The following is an 18,861-nucleotide window of genomic DNA, read 5'->3' as shown; positions in this document are numbered from 1 at the left end:
AGCATTTTATTAAAAGAGACTTTTTTGATGATGAATATCTTATTGATAAATGGACCAAATCTAAATCTTCTGGGTACTAGAGAGCCTGAAATATATGGTAAAAAAACATTAAGTGATATCGAACAGGAATTAACGAAGTCTGCAGAAAGTAAAAGAATATTCCTCACGTGTTTTCAAAGTAATCATGAGGGTGAAATTGTTGATAAAATTCATGATTCTGTTAATAAGATCCAAGGCATTCTTATAAATGCAGGCGCTTTTACTCATACCTCAATTTCTATTCGAGATGCTTTAATCGGGTCAAAAATTCCATTTGTAGAATTACATATTTCAAATATTTTCAGTAGAGAAGATTTTCGTAAAGAATCTTTTCTTACAGATAAGGCAATAGGAATAATTAGTGGCTTTGGCATATCAAGTTATTCTCTTGCTTTGGAGGGAATAATTGAATACTTAAATAGTAAAAATAAATGCTAGTTGATTTTAAAAGACCTACTTCTCATATAAAGTATTTATCATCGTTAACATCCGATAAGTGGATTGATTTAGCATTATCAAATCCAATAGATATTTTGATTGATCATGCTCACTGTGAGCGAAAAGCTGCAGGCGTTGCTATTCAATTAATGTTTAGGTATCCATCTGAACCAAATTTAGCTGAAGTTTTAAGCCCAATTGCAAGAGAGGAATTAGAACATTTTGAAAAAATACTTCATTTTTTAAAGAATCTTGGACATTCTCTCAAAGCTTTAAAGCCCCCTCCATATGGTGCTGAGTTAGCTAAGAACATTAGAAAGGAAGAACCTTTAAGGATGCTAGATAGTTTCTTAATAGCAGGATTAATTGAAGCAAGAAGTCATGAAAGATTAGCCTTGCTTGCGTTGAATTCTAAAGATAAATCGTTTCAATGCCTTTATGAGTCTCTGCTAGAGAGTGAGGCAAGACATTTTGGAGTTTACTGGAAACTAGCGCAAACTAAATTCTCTAAAAATCAAACTTTCAAAAGGTTAGAGAAATTGTCTGAAATTGAGTCGGCAATATTAGCTGAGACTTTTATATTACCAAGGGTACATAGCTAAAGTTAATAAAATAAAATGATAATAAATAAGTTCTTAAATTTACTTAATCGAAATAAAACTGATTTGCCAACATTCACCATAGTTGGTGTAGGTCCTGGAGATCCATCGCTTATAACAATTGCTGCTGTGGATGCAATAAAAAACGCGAAAGTTATAGTTTTCCCAATATCAGATGATAATAAAAAGAGTTTTGCTGCGGAAATAGTCAAGAAATACACCAAATTTAAAAAAAATATCCCTATTATCTTTCCAATGGCAAGGAAGGATATTGATCCAGATGAAATATGGTCTAATGCTGTAGAAAAAATTGTGAAATTTATACAAAATGGCGAATCAGTTGTTTTACTTTGTCTTGGAGATACTTCACTATTTGCAAGTTCTTCTAATATTCTGAGGTTAATAAAAAATAATCATGCTGAAATTATTACCAAAACCATACCTGGGATTTCCTCTATTTCCGCAACAGCAGCTTTGAATGATTTTGATTTGGTAAAAAAAGGCGAGACATTGATTATCAAAGAATGTCCTTCTTCAGAATCTGAATTAACAAGTCTCATTAGGGAAAGTAAGGCTAATAAATCGGTATTGGCTATTATGAAAGTTGGCAAAAGATGGAATTTAGTCAGGGAAATTTTAAAAAAAGAGGATATCATCAATACAACATTAATAGCTTTAAGTGTTGGGATGCCTGATCAAATTATTCAATATGCATCAGAATATAAAAAAGAATTTATGCCTTATTTTTCTTTAATGTTAATAAGGTTCGATTAATGTATAAAAAAGAAAAATTAGTTGAAAATCAATTTACATGGCCAATATGTAAGGATCTATTATTTCTTGTTCTAGAGGATAGGGTTAGTGATGTTTTTGTTTGTGAATTGGTTTGGGAAAGACTTTTTTATACTAGAAAAACAACTTTAAATAATTGGGTTTCTAGCGCATTAACTCCTTCTTATTGGTCAGAAAAATTTGAAAAAGCTCCTCAAATCATTTCAGAGCGACAAGCCTCAGTACATTTAACTCGATCAATTCCCAAAGACTATAAACAGGGATTGAAAAATTTTCTTAATTTTAAAGGTTATAAGATTAATGAACTCTATCCAAGAAGAACTAGAAGAGCGACGGCAGTAAATTGGTTGATTTATTGGGCGATTGAAAATGATTGTTTTTCAAAAGATAATGGATTAATGCCAAGTCCTATTTCACAACCCGTTAATCCAGTTAAAGGACATTTTGGCGATCCAGAAATTAAATAAGTTTTTTTGAATGAGGTAAATGATTCTATTAAAGGTATAGTTGTAATGGATACTACTTTCTTTGGAGAGAAGAATTGATTCTTCCAACAATAGCAATTATCGGAAGACCGAACGTTGGGAAATCCACCTTAGTTAATCGTCTTTGTCAAAGTAATGATGCAATAGTATTTGATAAGCCTGGTGTTACTAGAGATAGAACTTATCAAAATGCTTCATGGGGAGGTAAGGAATTTCAAATAGTTGATACTGGAGGTTTAGTTTTTGATGATGATAGTGAATTTCTCCCAGAGATAAGGACGCAAGTTTTCTTGGCTTTAGAAGAGGCTTCACTTGCGTTACTGGTGGTAGATGGTAACCAGGGTGTTACTGATGGTGATTTATCAATAGCAAAATGGTTAAGAAACTCAAGTTGTAAAACAATTGTTGCTGTTAATAAATGCGAATCGACTACTCTTGGAATATCCTTAGCTTCAGAGTTCTGGAAATTAGGATTGGGCGAACCTAATCCTGTTTCGGCTATTCATGGATCAGGTACTGGAGATCTTTTAGATCTCGTTATTGGCGAACTTCCTGAAAATAATATCCAGGATGATGAAGAAAAGATAATGATGTCAATTATTGGTAGGCCTAATGTTGGTAAATCTAGTTTGTTAAATTCAATCTGTGGAGAAAAGAGAGCAATAGTTAGTGATATTAGTGGTACGACAACTGATTCAATAGATACGCTTATTAAAAAAGGTGATAATCACTGGAAAATTATTGATACTGCAGGGATTAGAAGAAAAAAAAATGTTAAATATGGCACTGAATTCTTTGGTATTAATAGGGCTTTTAAATCTATAGATAGAAGTGATGTTTGTGTTTTAGTTATAGATGCGGTTGACGGAGTGACTGATCAAGACCAGAAGCTTGCTGGGCGAATAGAGGAACAAGGCAGAGCTTGTATTATTGTTGTTAATAAATGGGATCTTGTAGAAAAAAATAGTTCAACAATTTATCAAGTAGAAAAAGAACTTAGATCTAAACTTTATTTTTTACACTGGTCAAAAATGATTTTTATATCTGCCCTAACTGGTCAAAGGGTTGATAATATTTTTGAGCATGCTCTTAACGCTGTAAATCAACACAGAAGAAGAGTTACAACTTCTGTAGTTAATGAAGTACTTAAAGAATCAATAAGTTGGAAAAGTCCTCCAACGAAGAGGAGCGGCAAGCAAGGTAGGCTTTATTACGGTACTCAAGTAAAGAACAAACCTCCCACTTTTACTCTTTTTGTGAATGACCCTAAATTATTCGGAATAACTTATAGGAGATATATTGAAAAACAAATTAGAGTAAATTTAGGCTTTGAAGGCACACCCCTCATTTTACTTTGGAGAGGGAAGCAGCAAAGAGCTTTAAATAAAGAAGTCGAAAAAGAAAATATCGAGTTAATTCAAAAAGATTAATGAATTTGCTAACCAAATTTTCTGTTGGTCAATACGTTCATGGTAATAGAAGTTGGCTACGAATTATAGATAGTAGATTAAAAATAATTATGGTAATGATATTTTTAATCACTCCAATTTGGGCAGGTCCAATATGGAGATTGAGTTTAGTTAGTTTTTTACTATTAATTACTTTTCTAAGTTTATTGCCATCTAGAGTATGGTGGCGATCATTATTTTATCTCTCATGTTTGTCACTATTAATTGGATGCATATCAATACTTGCCTCGTCTGATATTCAATCTCTTGATGGCTATTTAAGAAATCCCAATGAGTTGGAAGTAGTACTGGAAAGCCAAAAAGAATGGAATATTTTGCAAATTCCTTCGCAGAAGATCTGGTTTATTAATGTTGGTCCTTACAACTTATCAAGAAAAGCCTTTGAACTAGGAATAAAAACCTCCACTTTGATATTTACTGTTATTCATAGTGTGAATTTGATGCTTTTAACCACATTGCAGGAAGACATTGTATGGGGATTAAGTTGGTTTATGTATCCATTAAGAAAGATTGGATTGCCAACTAGCAAGTGGCTTTTTCAGTTATTAATTGCATTACGTTTTATTCCTCTAGTGCAGGAAGAACTTCAGAATATCATCAAATCAGTGTCAGTTAGATCAATAAATTTTCGAAATTTAGGACTAAAGAAGTCCTTTAATGTTTTATTAATCTTAGTGGAAAGGTTATTTCAAAATATATTTCTGAGAATTGATCATGGAGCAGAATCATTACTCTCAAAGAAAAAAATTATTATAAAAACCAACAGATTTAGAACTCTTTATCCTTCAAAATCCCTCAATGTAATTGTTAATACATTATCGATTTGTTTTATTTGCATAGCAATTTTTCTTAGAAAACTGTATGGTGCATTATAAATAACACAATATTTAAGGTTTGAGTTCTGAGCGTTATTTAAACCATCCAACATTTGGTATGTTATATCAAGTTTCTCCTGGGAATGATGGGAGAGATATTTATGCGACTTTATACGCTCAAAAAATGTTTTTCTTAGTAGAGGTTCGACAGAGAGAAGTTTTTTTTGAAGTTATACCTTATTTAGATGCCCGTAATCAGGCCGAATTAAACCTTCAAAAAGCTAGAAGAAAAGGATCTGAAGAACTATCTAAATGGGAGAATTTATTTACGCAAACTTTCTTATAAAAGGTGAACCCTTCAAATTATTTAAAAATAAAAAATAAAATACCTTCAAATGTAAATATTCTTGCAGTAAGTAAAGGATTTAAAAGTCAAGAAATCAAGACTATTCAAAATATAGGTCAGAAAGATTTTGGGGAAAGTAAGGTTCAAGAGGCGCTTGAAAAACAATTAACCTTAAAAGACCATAAACAAATAAATTGGCACTTTATTGGAAGAATACAAAGTAATAAAATAAGAAAAATAGTTCAAAATTTTAAATACATTCATTCAGTAGATTCATTTGAAAAGTTGCAAAAGATTTCTAATATTTCACGTGAAGAGAAGAAAAATCCATTAATAATGTTGCAGGTTAAGTTGAGTGATGATCCTACTAAAGGAGGCTTTAATCCTGAATTTTTAATAATGAAATGGAGAGAAATTCAAGAGTTGAAAAATATTTCATTGACCGGTTTGATGACTATCAATCCTAAAGGACTTAGCTCTAAAGAAAATTCAGGGTTGTTCAAAAAATGTCGTGCTCTCGCTGATTCACTGCAACTACCAGATTGTTCAATGGGGATGTCAGGTGACTGGGAGGAAGCTATTGACGCAGGATCAACTTGGTTAAGATTAGGATCATTGATTTTTGGAGGTAGATCCTAATTAGTTATTTTTTATAAAAATCTCATCTATAAACTTGCAGTAAAGTTCAACTAACGTTATTTAAGTATAGGTAGTTTATTCATTTAAAAAATGAATCTATTACTCAAGGTTCTTAAACCTTAGTAATCAATTTCAAGAGGATTTAAAAGGTGTCACTTATTTCTAGATTAAAGGCAGTTGTTGCAGGGGATGAGTATCTCGATGATGATTTTGATGAGTTGGATTATGCTTCAGAGGATGAATTAAATGATATTAATAATTTCAAACAAAATCCAAAGAATGCAAATGCACTTGCAAATTCAAATCCATTCGATTTTATGAATAACAACAGATCATCAAAAGTAGTTGGTATGCCTGGAATCTCAAATTCATCCTCAGAAGTAAGTTTAATGGAACCAAGAAGTTTTGATGAGATGCCTCAAGCTATACAAGCATTAAGAGAGAGAAAAACTGTAATTCTTAATTTAACTATGATGGATCCTGATCAAGCTCAAAGAGCTGTTGATTTTATTGCTGGGGGTACATATGCAATAGATGGACATCAAGAGAGAGTTGGTGAAAGTATTTTCCTTTTTGCTCCAAGTTGTGTAAATGTAACTAGTTCTTCCCCAGAAGAAGCTTCTCCTTCTTCTGTATCTAAAGAAAACACACCACAATATAGTTTGGGCAAAAATACTACTCCTGAACCAGCATGGGGTAATTCTAAATTAAGTGCTTATTCATGATTAATCTGTGACAGATAAAATTGCGATTATTGGTTTTGGAAATATTGCAAGTGCTATAGTTACCCCTCTATTAGATGACAAATTAATTCAGCCAGAAAATGTTTTTTGTGTTGTAAATACTGAAAAAAGTTTAGAAAAAATAAAAAAAAATTATAAATATAATATAAACGTATATAAATCAGGTTCTAAAGAGTCAAAAATAATTTGGGATTGTCAATATAAACTGCTTTCGATAAAACCCCAACAATTTAATGATATTAGTGAGGCCCATCATATAAAAAACAAGGATAATTTAATAGTTTCAATTCTTGCGGGGGTTTCACTAAATAGACTTACTCAAAAGTTCCCTAATCATAAATGTGTAAGGGTGGTTACAAATATTCCTATAACTATTGGGAAAGGTTTAACAGGCATTTCTTGGGGAAAAGAAATCACAGAAGATCAGAAACAATTTACAAAAAAATTATTTGAAAATACTAGTAAGATTTATGAATTTACTGAAGATTACCTTGATATATTTTTAGCTTTAACTTCATCAGGTCCTGCAATTATTGCTTTAATTATAGAAGCATTAAGTGATGGAGGATTAAGCGGGGGATTACCAAAAATAATTTCAGAGGAACTTGTTATGGAAATGATACTAGGAACTATTTGTCTAATAAAGGAAAATAAACTTACTACTTCTGAGCTTAAAAATTTAGTAACCTCTCCAGGTGGTACCACTATTTCTGCTTTAAGGGTTTTAGAAAAAAAGAGTGTAAGGTCAGCATTAATTGAATCAATAATTTCAGCTAGTAATAGAAGTAAAGAGTTTCGTTAGGTTTTATAATTATCTTTTAATTTTGTATAAACTTTTTCAAGTGAATTTATATTTTTAGTAATAGTATATCTCTCAAGTACTCGTTCTCTAGCTTTTTCACCAAGATCTTTTGTAAATGAAGGATGTTCCACAAGAATTGGGATTATAGTTTTCAATTGTGCAGCCACATTATCAGTTGAAATTACTATTCCTGTTCCTTTATCTAAAACTTCACCATCAGCTCCGGCATCTGTAGCTACACAAGCAGTACCAGCAGACATTGCCTCAAGAAGTGATAATGATAAACCTTCTACTAAGCTTGGTAAGAAAAATACTTCTGCTATTTGCATTATTGCTATCCTAGTTTCTAAATCTAATTCGGCACCCCACCAAATTAATTTCTCATTACCAAGGTTAGAAAAACTATTTTCAAGTGTTGGCTTCAGTGGTCCATCCCCAACTATAACTAATTTGCAATTTTGAGTTTTTGTTTGGCGCCAAGAACGTAAAAGTGCCTCGATATTTTTCTCATTTGCAATCCTTCCCATATATAAGAAGATTCTTTCATTTCCAAGTTTGTTTTTTACCTGATCATATTTTTTACTTTTTTTGCAAAAAGGTCTCCAAATATTTTCGTCAACACCGTTTGGAATAATTATTTGTTTTTCTTTAGGTACTCCTAATTTCTCAAGAACATTTTTTTGAGGTTCAGAAAAAATAATTATCTTATCGAACTTTGCTAAAGAGGGAGCATAAAGTTGATATGTTAATTGTTGAGTACTCGCAGTTAAATTTCTATTTTTTGCATCAAATGGTGGATGAAATGTTCCTATAAGTGGAACATTTATTTCATTACAAAGCTCTGGAAGTCTAAAATCTAAAGGAGATAGAGTTAGGCTTGCATGTACTATGTCAGGTTTTAATCTTTCCAATGATAGCCTTAACTCTTTTTCTGCTCTTGGCGAGGGTATCGTGTAAACTTGAGACTTAATTAAATATGGGAGACTTACATCAGGATCATTTGCAAGAAACAATGGTTTTGAAGAATTTGAGCTAGAAGGATTGTCGAAATGAATAAAACTAATTTTATGCCCTCTGGCCTTTAATTGCTGAGTAGTTGAATTACCGTAAGTTACATTTCCACAAAAAGGAGATTTCTTACCCAACCAGGCAATGTGAACCACATTAAATGAATTAACTATTTATTAAATTAACAGTCAGAGCACCCAAGATCATAATTTTAAAAATTATTAATTGTTCATAAAAATGCTAACTGTATATTTCTCTCAACATTTTAAGTGAAGATAGATCTTTCTCTAGTTGAGTAGAGATCCAAGTTTCAATAATAAATAATATTTTAAGCCAGACTTTTTTAGGTCCCAATAACTCTCCATCAGATTTTATTGGTAATTCGGGGAAAAGAAGTCTCTGTAATAGAGCAACTTCAGATGCATTTATTTTTAGATTACTTTGAGGATCTTCGATGGATGAAAACCCTTCACTAGGTAAAAAATAACAACTCCATTCCCAATTTCCTATAGGTGGAATAATAGGTTCTCCAGTTTTACAACAATGATGAATCGGTAAATTAATACCCCCGATGGCTAATAGATGGATTAAAGATTGAATACTCATTGAGAGCATTTTAATATCTTTTTCTTGAGACTCTTTATATAAATAAATCCTATCAAGATGTGCAAGAACGCAAGATAAATAGTCTTGTTGCTTGTCATTATTACCTACTAATAAAAATGTTAATTCAGTTATTGCTTGCGCGGCTGCAAGACATTCAATATTTTTCCCTAGACCAGAATAGCTTTTTAATATTTTAATTTGACGTACAGATTTAAGATTTCTTTTCCCAAAAATCTGCAGACTTAAATATGTTAAAGGAGTAGCTGCGGCAAGACTACTTTTAGGACGCCTAGCACCAGGTACTGCTAATCTAACAATCCCTTGCTCATCTGTAAGGATAGTTATTAATCTATCATTCTCGCCTAATGGAGAAGCTTTAATACAGAGACCTTTTAGTCTGCACTCACCAGAACCAGACATTTAAATTACTTTAACTTCTTCAAAAATTTCACAAAAATTGGAAGTCCCCACGCAACTAATTCCAATATCAAACAAATTAATTACTTGCGTCAGTTTTTTTATGCCACCTACAACTTTGATTTGATTTTGAGAGCCTGTTATTTTTAGTATTTCCTGGACATCATTAGATGTAAGAGGAGACCCAAACCCATCCCCGAATTGAAAATTTTTTATTCCTAATTCCAAACATATTTCTATCGCATTAACAAAAACTTCTTCTTGTAGTTTTGATTTATTTATGATTATTGAAACTGGTAATCCAGATAATTTAACTTGCTCAATTTCAGCAGCGAAAGTTTCTAAATTTCTTTTGGATAAATTGATAAAGTTTGGGATATATTCAATTCCTTTTGCACCCTTATCTTTTGCAAAACAAACTAATTCTTCAATAAATGAAACTGGTAAATCTGCTAAAGGGTAAGAAATAAGTGCGTTTATATCCGCACTGTAATTACCCAAACAGTTTTTAAGATCAGTTAAATAATTTAGTGAAGTAGAAATATTTTTGATATTGTATTTTCTTACTAAATCGCAATTCACACAGAAATCCTCCCATGATAAATAAGGGTTAATAATAATCGCATGAATTTTCTCGTTTAATTCATATTCAATATTGGGCATTTAATACTTATTTAGATTGAATCAGTCCATAACCTCCATGATTCCTTTTATATATAACTTGAAGTTCATTATTTTTCTTGTTACGAAAAACATAAAAATCATGATCAATTAGATCTAATTGTTTTCTTGCTTCGTCAGATGATATTGGAGTCATTTCAAAGTATTTATTTTTTATAGATGGCTCAGGCAGACTTGCTTCAGTTCCTTCTTTAAATAAAGCTTTATCTAAAAAATTTGATTCCATACTTTCAATTGGTAAAGAATCTTTATTTTTAAATTGTTTATTATGAATTGTTTTATTGTTTCTTTCTTTGTATTTGCGTAATTTTCTACAAAGTTTATTTGAAACTAAATCAATGCTTGAGTATAGATTTTCAGTTTTTTCTTCTGCTCTAATTACGGTACCATTTGCAAAAATAGTAACTTCTGCAGTTTGGAACGAAACTCTTGGATTCTTTTCAATTGAAAGGTGTATGTCAGCTTCTTTAACGATATCCTTATAGTGATGTGTTGCTTTTTCTATCTTTGCCTCAGTATATTCTTTTAATGCTCCAGTGAGCTCAAGATTCTTTCCATGGATTAAAATTTTCATAACAAATCTAAAAATATTTACTTACTTTCTAAATCTACTTAAATATGAAGAATAGAACAGCAATAATTAAACAACCTGATAATATTTCTTCTTTTAATGATGTTTATAAATTACAAAAAGAATATCAGGAGTCATTGATTTTAGATAATTCTAAGCCTGATTTTATTTGGATAGGGGAGCATCAACTCTGTTATACATTGGGGAGAGGATCTAATTACGATAATTTACTATTTTCTCTGAATGATGCTAAATATGATGTTTTTAAGATTGATAGAGGTGGTGAGGTAACTTGTCATATGCCAGGACAATTAGTAACTTATTTGGTTTTAGATTTGAAAAATTTTTATAAAGATTTGAATTGGTACTTAAGAAAAATTGAAGAAATTATTATAAAAATCCTTAGAGCTTTTAATATAGATTGCCACTCTAAAAAAGGGTTTACTGGTGTTTGGAAAGGAAATAAGAAAATCGCATCAATTGGAATTGGGTGTAAAAGATGGATTACGATAAATGGATTTTCAATCAATATTGACTGTGAATTAGAAAATTTTAATAAGATTGTCCCTTGCGGAATAGAAAATTGTCTTATGGCAAATATGATTGATTACAACAAAAATTTAAATATTCAAGAAGTCAAGAGAATTGTTAAAAAAACCATCGAGGAAGAATTTAATTTTGATTTTATATCAAAATAGAAATTAAAATTTCAAAATCTATTTAATATGGATGATTTAGCGTATTGGCCTCCAACCAAACCTCTTTATAAAAAAAATAAATTTGCCAAAAATAGAGATTTTATTAAGAACCTTGATCATATAGATCAAATTTGGGAAAAATTAAAATTTAAATGTGGTGATGTTTTAGCTGTTTGCGATTTAAGAGGGAAATACAAAGAAAAATTTTCTTATTCTGAGCTGGCTGATTTAATAACAAAAGTCTCTTGTTCTTTTGAAAACTATGGTTTAAAAAAGGGGGATGTAGTTACTGTAATATCTGAAAATTCTCCAAGATGGCTAGCAGTAGATCAAGGCTTAATGCGTTTAGGAGCTATAAATGCAGTGAGAGGTATTAATTCTCCTTCAGTAGAATTAGACTATATTATCGAACACTCTAATTCAGTAGGACTAATAGTTCAATCTAAGGAAATTTGGCTAAAGTTAAACAACAAAGAAGAATTAAAAAAAAGACTGAAATTTATAATCAATTTAGAAGATGAAGAATTTGAAAGTTTAATAAGTTGGAGTACATTCATAAGTTCAGTAGAAAAAGAAAATTCACAAAATAATAATCTTGAAAAATTTAATCCAGAAATTGATGACGTCGCTACTATTCTTTACACTTCTGGGACGACCGGAAAACCTAAAGGTGTTCCTTTGACTCATGCAAATTTTTTACATCAAATAATCAATTTAGCCTATATCGCTGATCCAGAACCAGGGACCTCTGTATTAAGCGTTTTGCCTATCTGGCATTCTTATGAGAGAAGTGCTGAATACTTCTTTTTTTCATGCGGTTGTTCTCAATACTATACAATTCCAAAATTTCTAAAAGATGATATTACACAAATAAAACCTGTTGTAATGGCTACTGTACCGAGACTATGGGAAGCAATACATGATGGTTTTTTTCAGGCTTTGAAAAAAATGCCTTCTAAAAAGCAAAAACTTATTAAGTTTTTGATAAGTAATAGTTCGGTTTTCAAAAGAAGTCTTAGAAAGATAAGAAATATAGATATAAATCAAATAACTTTTAAATCAAAAATCCCCTTACTGGTTTCCGTTATTAGCCGATATCCTTTACATAAATTGTCTACTATTTTTTTATGGCCAAATATTCTTAGACAACTATGTGGAGAAAAACTGAAATTTCCCATTAATGGTGGAGGTGCATTGCCAGAACATGTAGATCTTTTTTTTGAATCTTTAGGTGTAGATGTTTTGGTGGGATATGGACTCACAGAAACTAGTCCAGTATTAACTTGTAGGAAAAGAGAATTAAATGTTAGAGGATCATCTGGTCAGCCTCTAACATTTACTGAAATCAAAATAGTGAATGATGATAAAAAAAAGATTCTGAAGTTCAGAGAAGTCGGAAAAATTCTTGTAAGGGGGCCGCAAGTAATGAAAGGTTATCTTAATAATGAAATAGCTACAAAAGATGTTTTATCCAAAGATGGTTGGTTTGATACTGGTGATTTAGGTTTTCTAATACCAAATGGTTCTCTCTTTATAACAGGAAGAGCCAAGGATACAATAGTGCTATCAAGTGGTGAAAATATAGAACCAAATCCGCTAGAGACGGAAATCCTTAGTTCTGAATTTATTAATCAGATTCAACTAGTAGGACAAGATAAAAAATGTTTAACAGCCCTTGTAGTTCCTAATGTCGAATTGGTAAAAAGCAAGTTTTTGGAAGAAGACCTTTCAAAGTTAAACCTGAATAATAATATTGGTACATTTTTTAAATCACAAATTAATAATTTGCTTAAAAGTCGATTAGGAGCAAGATCAGAAGAACAAATATTAGATTGTTATTTTGTTGATGCCTTTACTCTAGAAAATGGGTTATTAACACAAACTCTTAAACAAAAAAGAAAAGAAATAGAAAAAAAGTATTCATTACAAATAGAAAATATGTATGAAAACAAATTTAGTAAGAAAATTTGATTTGTTCTATCTATATTGAAAAGGTAATTTAATTTTTTATGGAAACAAAAAACTCAATATCTATAAAGCGCTCAATAGCTATTAAAGCTGTAGTTACACCAACTTGGAAGGAAGATGCTGAAAAAGAATTAAGTAAAGCAATTTCAAACATTGACCAGCAATTATCTCAACTTGAGCAAGAGGGGCAGCAAATAGTAAATAATATTAGATCCCAATCGGTTAATCCTCTTGATCCAAGAGTTCAAGAACAAGTTAGTCAGGTGCAACAACAAGTTGCAGCAAAACGAAATGAAATTGAAGAACAAAAAAGAAATCTACTTCAACAACAGAGTCAAGTTCGCGAATTAAAAATGGACGAAATTGTTGATCAAGGGCAAGTGGATAGTTTCTGTGATGTCACTGTGGGAGACAATCTTATTGAAAAAATGCAAGTCTCAATTACTGTAAAAGATGGAGTTATTCAATCTATAGATAATAATTAAATAGAAGATTTAGTATTTTTTATAAATATAAGTAAATCTTCATCGAAAAGTTTTAAATTCTAATCGATCTAAATTATTACTTTCTTAAGTTTTCAGAGTTTCCACTGTGAACATGATTTCGTATAATTAAAACAAGAGTTTAAAGGATTCTTAATCATAAAAACTTAAGGAAGTTTGGTAAGAATCCCTTGAAACTTATGTAATAACAATTTTCTTATGTCTCACGAAATATTCATGCCTGCCTTGAGTTCTACTATGACGGAGGGCAAGATTGTGGAATGGTTGAAAAATCCAGGAGATAAAGTTGAAAGAGGTGAATCTGTCTTGGTTGTTGAATCTGACAAGGCAGATATGGATGTTGAATCTTTTCAAGATGGATATCTTGCGGCTGTTTTAATGCCAGCTGGCAGCACTGCACCAGTAGGAGAGACTATTGGTCTTATTGTGGAAAATGAGGATGAGATAGCTTCTGTTCAAGAACAAAATAAAGGAAATCAACCCGAAGTTTCTAGTTCGGATCAACTTGAATTGGTAAGCAATAAAACTGAGGAAAAACCTGTGGCTCAAAGTGAAATTGTTGAAAAACAAGAAAAAGAAGTCGTATTAATGAGTGAAAAGGCAGCCCCATCTTTTAATACCGATCAAATTAATGCCGCTACAAGTAATGTTTCTTCGAGGATAATTGCATCTCCAAGAGCTAAAAAACTTGCCTCTCAAATGGGTGTTGATTTAGCGAAGGTTCATGGATCAGGACCTCATGGAAGAATTCAAGCCGATGATATTTTAAAAGCTAATGGCCAACCTGTTTCTATACCATGGATAGGTCAAGGTGATTCTCCTGCAAGTATTCCTGGTGCAAATTTGGGAGTTGAAAATAAACCAGAAACTTCAGGAAATAGTTTTGGTAATCCTGGAGAAACAGTTCAATTTAATACTCTTCAAAAAGCGGTTAATAAGAATATGGAATCTAGTTTAGATGTGCCATGTTTTAGGGTAGGATACTCCATCCATACAGATAAATTAGATAATTTCTACAAAAAGGTAAAACAGAATGGAGTGACTATGACTGCTTTACTTGTAAAGGCAGTTGCAAAGACACTAAAGAAACATCCTCAAGTTAACTCAAGCTTTTCAGAAAATGGAATTTCTTATCCAGAAAATATAAATATTGCTGTTGCTGTTGCGATGGAAGATGGGGGACTAATAACTCCAGTATTAAAAGAACCATGCAATACTGATTTATTTGAATTATCTAGGGAATGGAAAGATCTCGTAAAAAGATCTAGATCAAAACAACTAGAACCAGATGAATACTCAACGGGAACATTTACGTTATCTAACCTTGGAATGTTTGGAGTTGATAGATTTGACGCAATTCTTCCTCCAGGGACCGGTGCGATCTTAGCGATAGCATCATCGAAACCAACTGTTGTAGCTAATAGTGATGGTTCAATATCTGTAAAAAAAATAATGCAAGTAAATCTAACAGCTGATCATAGAGTGATCTATGGAGCTGATGGGGCTTCATTCTTAAAAGACTTAGCTTCCCTAATTGAAGATGAGCCAGAGACTCTTGTCTCCTAAATTTAATTGATTTCTCAAATTAATAATGAAGAAAGAGATTATAAGCTTGAAGCTTATGATTATTTACTTGATCCTTCATTAATTGCTAGTAAACCTTCTGCAATTAGGCATGAATCAAGATTGATGATAGTTAGAAATAGTGTTTTAGAAGAAGACTGCTTAACTAATAAATTTACCAAGAATCTTTTAGATGAATTTAGAGAAGGAGATCTTGTAGTTGTAAATAATACTAAAGTTATGAAAGCTAGGTTAAAGGTTGAATTAGAAAATAAGACATTAGTTGAATTATTAGTTTTAGAAAGATCCCATGAATGTGTTTGGTTATGTTTGGCAAAGCCAGCGAAAAAGTTAAAAATCAATAATAAATTAAAATTAAAATCTCCTTTAGCACAAGATATTAATTTGATTGTTGATGGAGTTGATGAAGAAACTGGAGGGAGATTTATTAAATTTCCGGAAAATATAACTTGTCTCAATTCAATGAATGAACTTCTTGATAAATTCGGGGAGATCCCACTCCCTCCTTATATAAAAAATTCCGAAGAAGAATCTTTTCATGAGAAAAGTTATCAAACTGAGTATGCAACTAATCCGGGGGCAGTTGCTGCACCAACAGCTGGTTTACACTTAAGCAAAAGTCTTATTTCCAATCTAAAAAAAAAAGGAGTAATAATCTTACCGATAACTTTGCACGTGGGTTATGGAACATTCAAACCAATTGATCAAGAAGATTTAAGTAACTTAAAACTTCATAAAGAATGGGTAAGTGTTAATAAGGAAGTAGTGGAGGAAATAAAAAGAATAAAGAAAACAGATAGAAAAATAATTGCTATTGGTACGACAAGCGTAAGAGCTCTTGAAAGTTGTTATTCTCACGAAATTAATGACTTAATTCCCATAGCTAAATACGTAGATTTAGTAATTAAGCCAGGTTATAAATTTAAGGTAGTTGATGGATTATTAACTAATTTTCATCTCCCTAAAAGTTCATTATTACTTTTAGTAAGTGCAATGATTGGTAGAGAAAGATTATTAGATTTGTATAAGAAAGCCATAAAAGAAAAATTTAGATTCTTCTCTTATGGCGATGCGATGTATATTTCACCAGATTCACTACTGGAGAAAAAATAGATTTAGGCTTTGACTGGTTCTTGAATGATTCCGCTTGGAACTTCAGTAAACATAATTGATGATAAATACCTCTCCGCTAAATCAGGTAGAACAACCACAATTGTCTTCCCCGCATATTCATCTTGTTCAGCTAATCTAACAGCAGCAGCAGCGGCAGCTCCACAAGATATTCCTACTAATAGACCTTCCTCTTTAGCTAACCTAAGAGCCATCTCGATTGATTCGTCATTTGTTACTTGTTCAACCTTGTCAACAATTGATAAGTCAAGGTTCTTAGGAATAAATCCTGCTCCAATTCCTTGGATTTTATGTGGTCCGGATTTAACCTCTTCTCCATTCATTGTCTGTGTAATAACAGGACTGTGTGATGGTTCAACAGCTACAGAAGTAATATTCTTACCCTTCTCTTGCTTAATGTATCTTGAAACTCCTGTAATTGTGCCGCCAGTTCCAACCCCTGCAACTAGGACATCAATTTCACCATCGCAATCATCCCAGATTTCTGGTCCTGTAGTTTTGAAATGAATTTCAGGGTTTGCTGGATTATCAAATTGACCAGGCATGAAATATTGAGATGGATTACTTTCTGCAATTTCTTTAGCCTTAGCTATTGCTCCAGGCATACCTTTTGATGCCTCTGTTAAAACAATTTCAGCACCTAACACTGCCATAACCCTTCTTCTTTCAATTGACATGGATTCTGGCATTGTAAGGATGAGTTTATAACCTCTTGCTGAAGCCGTAAAAGCTAGAGCAATTCCTGTATTACCAGAAGTTGGCTCAACAATAGTTTTGTCTTTTGTAAGTTTCCCACTTTTCTCTGCATCCCAGATCATATTTGCGCCAATTCTACATTTGACACTATAAGCGGGGTTTCTTCCTTCAATTTTTGCAAGTACTGTAGCTTTTGCGTTTTTAGTAACTGATTTTAATTTTACTAATGGAGTGTTTCCAATAGCAAAACTATTGTCCTCATAAATTTTTGCCATTTATATATTGAGAAAATATATATTAATACTAACTATTATTCAGAAAAAGAGTATATAAGTTTCTATACGGTAAATACTAGGAATTTATAAATTATTTAGTGCTTTAGAAAAGCTTTCCCATAATTGATCTAGGTCTTCTAAACCAACTGATACTCTAATAAGGTGTGAGGGTATACCAAAACTTTCAGCCCAATCCAATTCGTCATAATGAGCTAGTAAAACATAAGGACAAACTAGAGTAAATTTTGTACCTAAACTAGGTCCTTTAGATACTTGAAGAGAATCATAAAATTTCTTAGCTTTGTTTAATCCTCCATTTAATTCAAATGATAATAAGCAGCCGTATCCTCCTTCAGAAGTAAGTAAAGAATTAAAATTTGGACAATTTTCAGGATGGAAAATATTTTTAATCTCGCTATGGGTCTCTAATCTTTTTTTTAATTCTAAACATGCTTTATTTTGTTCAAAAACTCTTTGATTTACATCTCTACTAACTTTTTCTAGATAAACTATATCTCCATCGGAAAGTGTTGGAAGATTAATCTCGTTTAATGCATTTCTAAATTGATCAATCCATTTGCTGTGTGGATTTAGTATTAATGATCCGGCAAGAATATCACCACTACCTGAAAAAATTTTTGTAAGTGAAGTAAAAACTATATCTGCATGTTTTAGGGAGTTTATATTTAAATTTGAACCAATTGTATCGTCAACAATTAAGGGAATATTTAACTTTTTTGCTATTTTTGAAATTTTTTTAATGTTTACACATTTGAGCATTGGATTACTCGGTAGTTCAATAATTAATGCTGATGGATCTATGCTTTTAATTTCAAATTCAATATCCTCACAATTTTCTTCTGTAATTAACTTGGCTCCATGAAAGATATTCATTGGTAATTTAAGTACATCTACATATGGAAAACCAATTTGGAGTGTTGGTTTAGCTGGAAATAATTTATATATGATTTCTAATGATGTATGTAATGCAGACATTCCAGACGAAGTTAAGTGAATATCGTTAGAGTTAATTTTTGTAGATTTAGAAATTCTATTTTTTATTCTTTGAGAACATTCATTCACGTAAGTTTTTGGAGGGCAATCTTCTAGACCTAGTTCTACAGCAGCAGCCCTTGAAGATATGCCAAGACCAGTATGTTGCCAAAAAGATTTCGCATAAATACTTCCTTCTTTTTCAGTTATTAAGAAAGCTAAATTATCTCTTTTTTCTATTAATGAGAATTGTTCAGAAGTATTTCTATCAATGAATTTTTTTGCTTTAAAAGCTATGCTTTCATTCGGATATGGCCAGATACTTTTATTGTTATAGTAATTTTCCTTTTTTACTTTTTCACATAATCTTTTCACTATGGGGTTTAGCCCGAATCTTGGGTAAATGGACTTCAATAAATTCATGCATTCTTGATTTTTTTCCTCGTAATTTATTACATCATTCCAAGTTGGTAATGCTACAGAAACGGCATGAATACTATCAGGAATAGAATATCCCAACTCTACATTTTTCCATATAGGGTTTTTAAGTAAATCTCTCAATT

21 protein-coding genes are annotated in these 18,861 nt (G+C 31.6%); 15 read left to right on the top strand and 6 right to left on the bottom strand.

Going from position 1 to position 18,861, the window contains the following annotated elements:
* The first annotated feature begins 30 nt into the window (after positions 1–30).
* The 10 genes from aroQ to proC all read left to right on the top strand — a co-directional run bounded on the left by aroQ (position 31) and on the right by proC (position 7,167).
* Positions 31–477: a type II 3-dehydroquinate dehydratase gene (gene aroQ, locus JJ842_03250; protein ID MBO6970933.1), complete on the top strand. Its 447-nt coding sequence runs from the start codon at positions 31–33 to the stop codon at positions 475–477.
* Positions 471–1,079: a tRNA-(ms[2]io[6]A)-hydroxylase gene (locus JJ842_03245; GenBank protein ID MBO6970932.1), complete on the top strand. Its 609-nt coding sequence runs from the start codon at positions 471–473 to the stop codon at positions 1,077–1,079. The genes aroQ and JJ842_03245 overlap by 7 nt, the downstream gene beginning before the upstream one ends.
* 15 nt (positions 1,080–1,094) lie before the next feature.
* Positions 1,095–1,850, top strand: a complete 756-nt coding sequence (gene cobI / locus JJ842_03240) for a precorrin-2 C(20)-methyltransferase (GenBank protein ID MBO6970931.1) — start codon at positions 1,095–1,097, stop codon at positions 1,848–1,850.
* Positions 1,850–2,335 (top strand): DUF1823 family protein, encoded by a 486-nt coding sequence (locus JJ842_03235; GenBank protein ID MBO6970930.1) that lies wholly within the window; start codon positions 1,850–1,852, stop codon positions 2,333–2,335. The genes cobI and JJ842_03235 overlap by 1 nt, the downstream gene beginning before the upstream one ends.
* Positions 2,336–2,409: 74 nt before the next feature.
* Entirely contained in the window at positions 2,410–3,783 is a 1,374-nt protein-coding gene (gene der, locus JJ842_03230; GenBank protein MBO6970929.1) for a ribosome biogenesis GTPase Der, read from the top strand.
* Positions 3,783–4,697 carry an energy-coupling factor transporter transmembrane protein EcfT gene (locus JJ842_03225; protein ID MBO6970928.1) on the top strand — a complete coding sequence of 305 codons (915 nt, stop codon included), beginning with the start codon at positions 3,783–3,785 and terminating at the stop codon, positions 4,695–4,697. Before der ends, JJ842_03225 begins: the two co-directional genes overlap by 1 nt.
* Before the next feature lie 19 nt (positions 4,698–4,716).
* On the top strand, positions 4,717–4,983 hold the full coding sequence (locus JJ842_03220) for a PipX family protein (protein ID MBO6970927.1): 267 nt from the start codon (positions 4,717–4,719) through the stop codon (positions 4,981–4,983).
* Between the two features lie 3 nt (positions 4,984–4,986).
* Positions 4,987–5,622, top strand: a complete 636-nt coding sequence (locus JJ842_03215; GenBank protein ID MBO6970926.1) for a YggS family pyridoxal phosphate-dependent enzyme — start codon at positions 4,987–4,989, stop codon at positions 5,620–5,622.
* Between the two features lie 149 nt (positions 5,623–5,771).
* On the top strand, positions 5,772–6,347 hold the full coding sequence (locus tag JJ842_03210) for a cell division protein SepF (GenBank protein ID MBO6970925.1): 576 nt from the start codon (positions 5,772–5,774) through the stop codon (positions 6,345–6,347).
* Positions 6,348–6,354: 7 nt separating this feature from the next.
* Positions 6,355–7,167, top strand: a complete 813-nt coding sequence (proC, locus tag JJ842_03205; protein ID MBO6970924.1) for a pyrroline-5-carboxylate reductase — start codon at positions 6,355–6,357, stop codon at positions 7,165–7,167.
* Here proC and JJ842_03200 read toward each other — a convergent pair.
* The 4 genes from JJ842_03200 to raiA form a co-directional block, all read right to left on the bottom strand.
* Entirely contained in the window at positions 7,164–8,330 is a 1,167-nt protein-coding gene (locus tag JJ842_03200) for a glycosyltransferase family 4 protein (GenBank protein ID MBO6970923.1), read from the bottom strand. The genes proC and JJ842_03200 overlap by 4 nt on opposite strands.
* 85 nt (positions 8,331–8,415) lie before the next feature.
* Positions 8,416–9,201: a DNA repair protein RecO gene (gene recO / locus JJ842_03195; protein MBO6970922.1), complete on the bottom strand. Its 786-nt coding sequence runs from the start codon at positions 9,199–9,201 to the stop codon at positions 8,416–8,418.
* On the bottom strand, positions 9,202–9,861 hold the full coding sequence (locus JJ842_03190; protein MBO6970921.1) for a 2-deoxyribose-5-phosphate aldolase: 660 nt from the start codon (positions 9,859–9,861) through the stop codon (positions 9,202–9,204).
* A 7-nt stretch (positions 9,862–9,868) separates the two neighbouring features.
* Entirely contained in the window at positions 9,869–10,453 is a 585-nt protein-coding gene (raiA, locus tag JJ842_03185; protein ID MBO6970920.1) for a ribosome-associated translation inhibitor RaiA, read from the bottom strand.
* 44 nt (positions 10,454–10,497) lie between these two features.
* Here raiA and lipB point away from each other — a divergent pair, with 44 nt between their 5' ends.
* The 5 genes from lipB to queA all read left to right on the top strand — a co-directional run bounded on the left by lipB (position 10,498) and on the right by queA (position 16,316).
* Complete coding sequence (gene lipB, locus JJ842_03180) at positions 10,498–11,148, top strand: lipoyl(octanoyl) transferase LipB (protein ID MBO6970919.1); 651 nt, start codon at positions 10,498–10,500, stop codon at positions 11,146–11,148.
* A 27-nt stretch (positions 11,149–11,175) separates the two neighbouring features.
* Complete coding sequence (locus JJ842_03175) at positions 11,176–13,119, top strand: AMP-binding protein (GenBank protein ID MBO6970918.1); 1,944 nt, start codon at positions 11,176–11,178, stop codon at positions 13,117–13,119.
* A 38-nt stretch (positions 13,120–13,157) separates the two neighbouring features.
* The gene (locus JJ842_03170; protein MBO6970917.1) at positions 13,158–13,601 is read left to right on the top strand and encodes a YlqD family protein; all 444 of its coding nucleotides are present in this window, start codon (positions 13,158–13,160) and stop codon (positions 13,599–13,601) included.
* Between the two features lie 216 nt (positions 13,602–13,817).
* A complete protein-coding gene (locus JJ842_03165; protein MBO6970916.1) occupies positions 13,818–15,185 on the top strand; it encodes a 2-oxo acid dehydrogenase subunit E2 in 1,368 nt (455 codons plus the stop codon).
* A gap of 6 nt (positions 15,186–15,191) precedes the next feature.
* Entirely contained in the window at positions 15,192–16,316 is a 1,125-nt protein-coding gene (queA, locus tag JJ842_03160; GenBank protein ID MBO6970915.1) for a tRNA preQ1(34) S-adenosylmethionine ribosyltransferase-isomerase QueA, read from the top strand.
* Positions 16,317–16,318: 2 nt separating this feature from the next.
* Here the strand turns inward: queA and cysK are convergent, their stop codons facing one another.
* Both cysK and JJ842_03150 read right to left on the bottom strand, forming a co-directional pair.
* On the bottom strand, positions 16,319–17,305 hold the full coding sequence (gene cysK / locus JJ842_03155) for a cysteine synthase A (GenBank protein ID MBO6970914.1): 987 nt from the start codon (positions 17,303–17,305) through the stop codon (positions 16,319–16,321).
* An 84-nt stretch (positions 17,306–17,389) separates the two neighbouring features.
* On the bottom strand, positions 17,390–18,859 hold the full coding sequence (locus JJ842_03150) for a PLP-dependent transferase (protein MBO6970913.1): 1,470 nt from the start codon (positions 18,857–18,859) through the stop codon (positions 17,390–17,392).
* Positions 18,860–18,861 lie beyond the last annotated feature (2 nt).

This window comes from Prochlorococcus marinus CUG1433 (genome assembly GCA_017644425.1).
GTDB lineage: Bacteria > Cyanobacteriota > Cyanobacteriia > PCC-6307 > Cyanobiaceae > Prochlorococcus_A > Prochlorococcus_A marinus_U.
Note: the sequence above shows the minus strand (reverse complement) of the source record. Positions and strands in the feature narration are given on the sequence as shown.

What these genes read in the sequence shown, in the direction of transcription:
- JJ842_03245 (MBO6970932.1), top strand. Translation starts at nt 471, where the DNA reads ATGCTAGTTGATTTTAAAAGACCTACTTCTCATATAAAGTATTTATCA.
- cysK (MBO6970914.1), bottom strand. Translation starts at nt 17,305, where the DNA reads ATGGCAAAAATTTATGAGGACAATAGTTTTGCTATTGGAAACACTCCA.
- aroQ (MBO6970933.1), top strand. Translation starts at nt 31, where the DNA reads ATGAATATCTTATTGATAAATGGACCAAATCTAAATCTTCTGGGTACT.
- JJ842_03235 (MBO6970930.1), top strand. Translation starts at nt 1,850, where the DNA reads ATGTATAAAAAAGAAAAATTAGTTGAAAATCAATTTACATGGCCAATA.
- raiA (MBO6970920.1), bottom strand. Translation starts at nt 10,453, where the DNA reads ATGAAAATTTTAATCCATGGAAAGAATCTTGAGCTCACTGGAGCATTA.
- JJ842_03225 (MBO6970928.1), top strand. Translation starts at nt 3,783, where the DNA reads ATGAATTTGCTAACCAAATTTTCTGTTGGTCAATACGTTCATGGTAAT.
- lipB (MBO6970919.1), top strand. Translation starts at nt 10,498, where the DNA reads ATGAAGAATAGAACAGCAATAATTAAACAACCTGATAATATTTCTTCT.
- JJ842_03170 (MBO6970917.1), top strand. Translation starts at nt 13,158, where the DNA reads ATGGAAACAAAAAACTCAATATCTATAAAGCGCTCAATAGCTATTAAA.
- recO (MBO6970922.1), bottom strand. Translation starts at nt 9,201, where the DNA reads ATGTCTGGTTCTGGTGAGTGCAGACTAAAAGGTCTCTGTATTAAAGCT.
- cobI (MBO6970931.1), top strand. Translation starts at nt 1,095, where the DNA reads ATGATAATAAATAAGTTCTTAAATTTACTTAATCGAAATAAAACTGAT.
- JJ842_03190 (MBO6970921.1), bottom strand. Translation starts at nt 9,861, where the DNA reads ATGCCCAATATTGAATATGAATTAAACGAGAAAATTCATGCGATTATT.
- JJ842_03175 (MBO6970918.1), top strand. Translation starts at nt 11,176, where the DNA reads ATGGATGATTTAGCGTATTGGCCTCCAACCAAACCTCTTTATAAAAAA.
- JJ842_03165 (MBO6970916.1), top strand. Translation starts at nt 13,818, where the DNA reads ATGTCTCACGAAATATTCATGCCTGCCTTGAGTTCTACTATGACGGAG.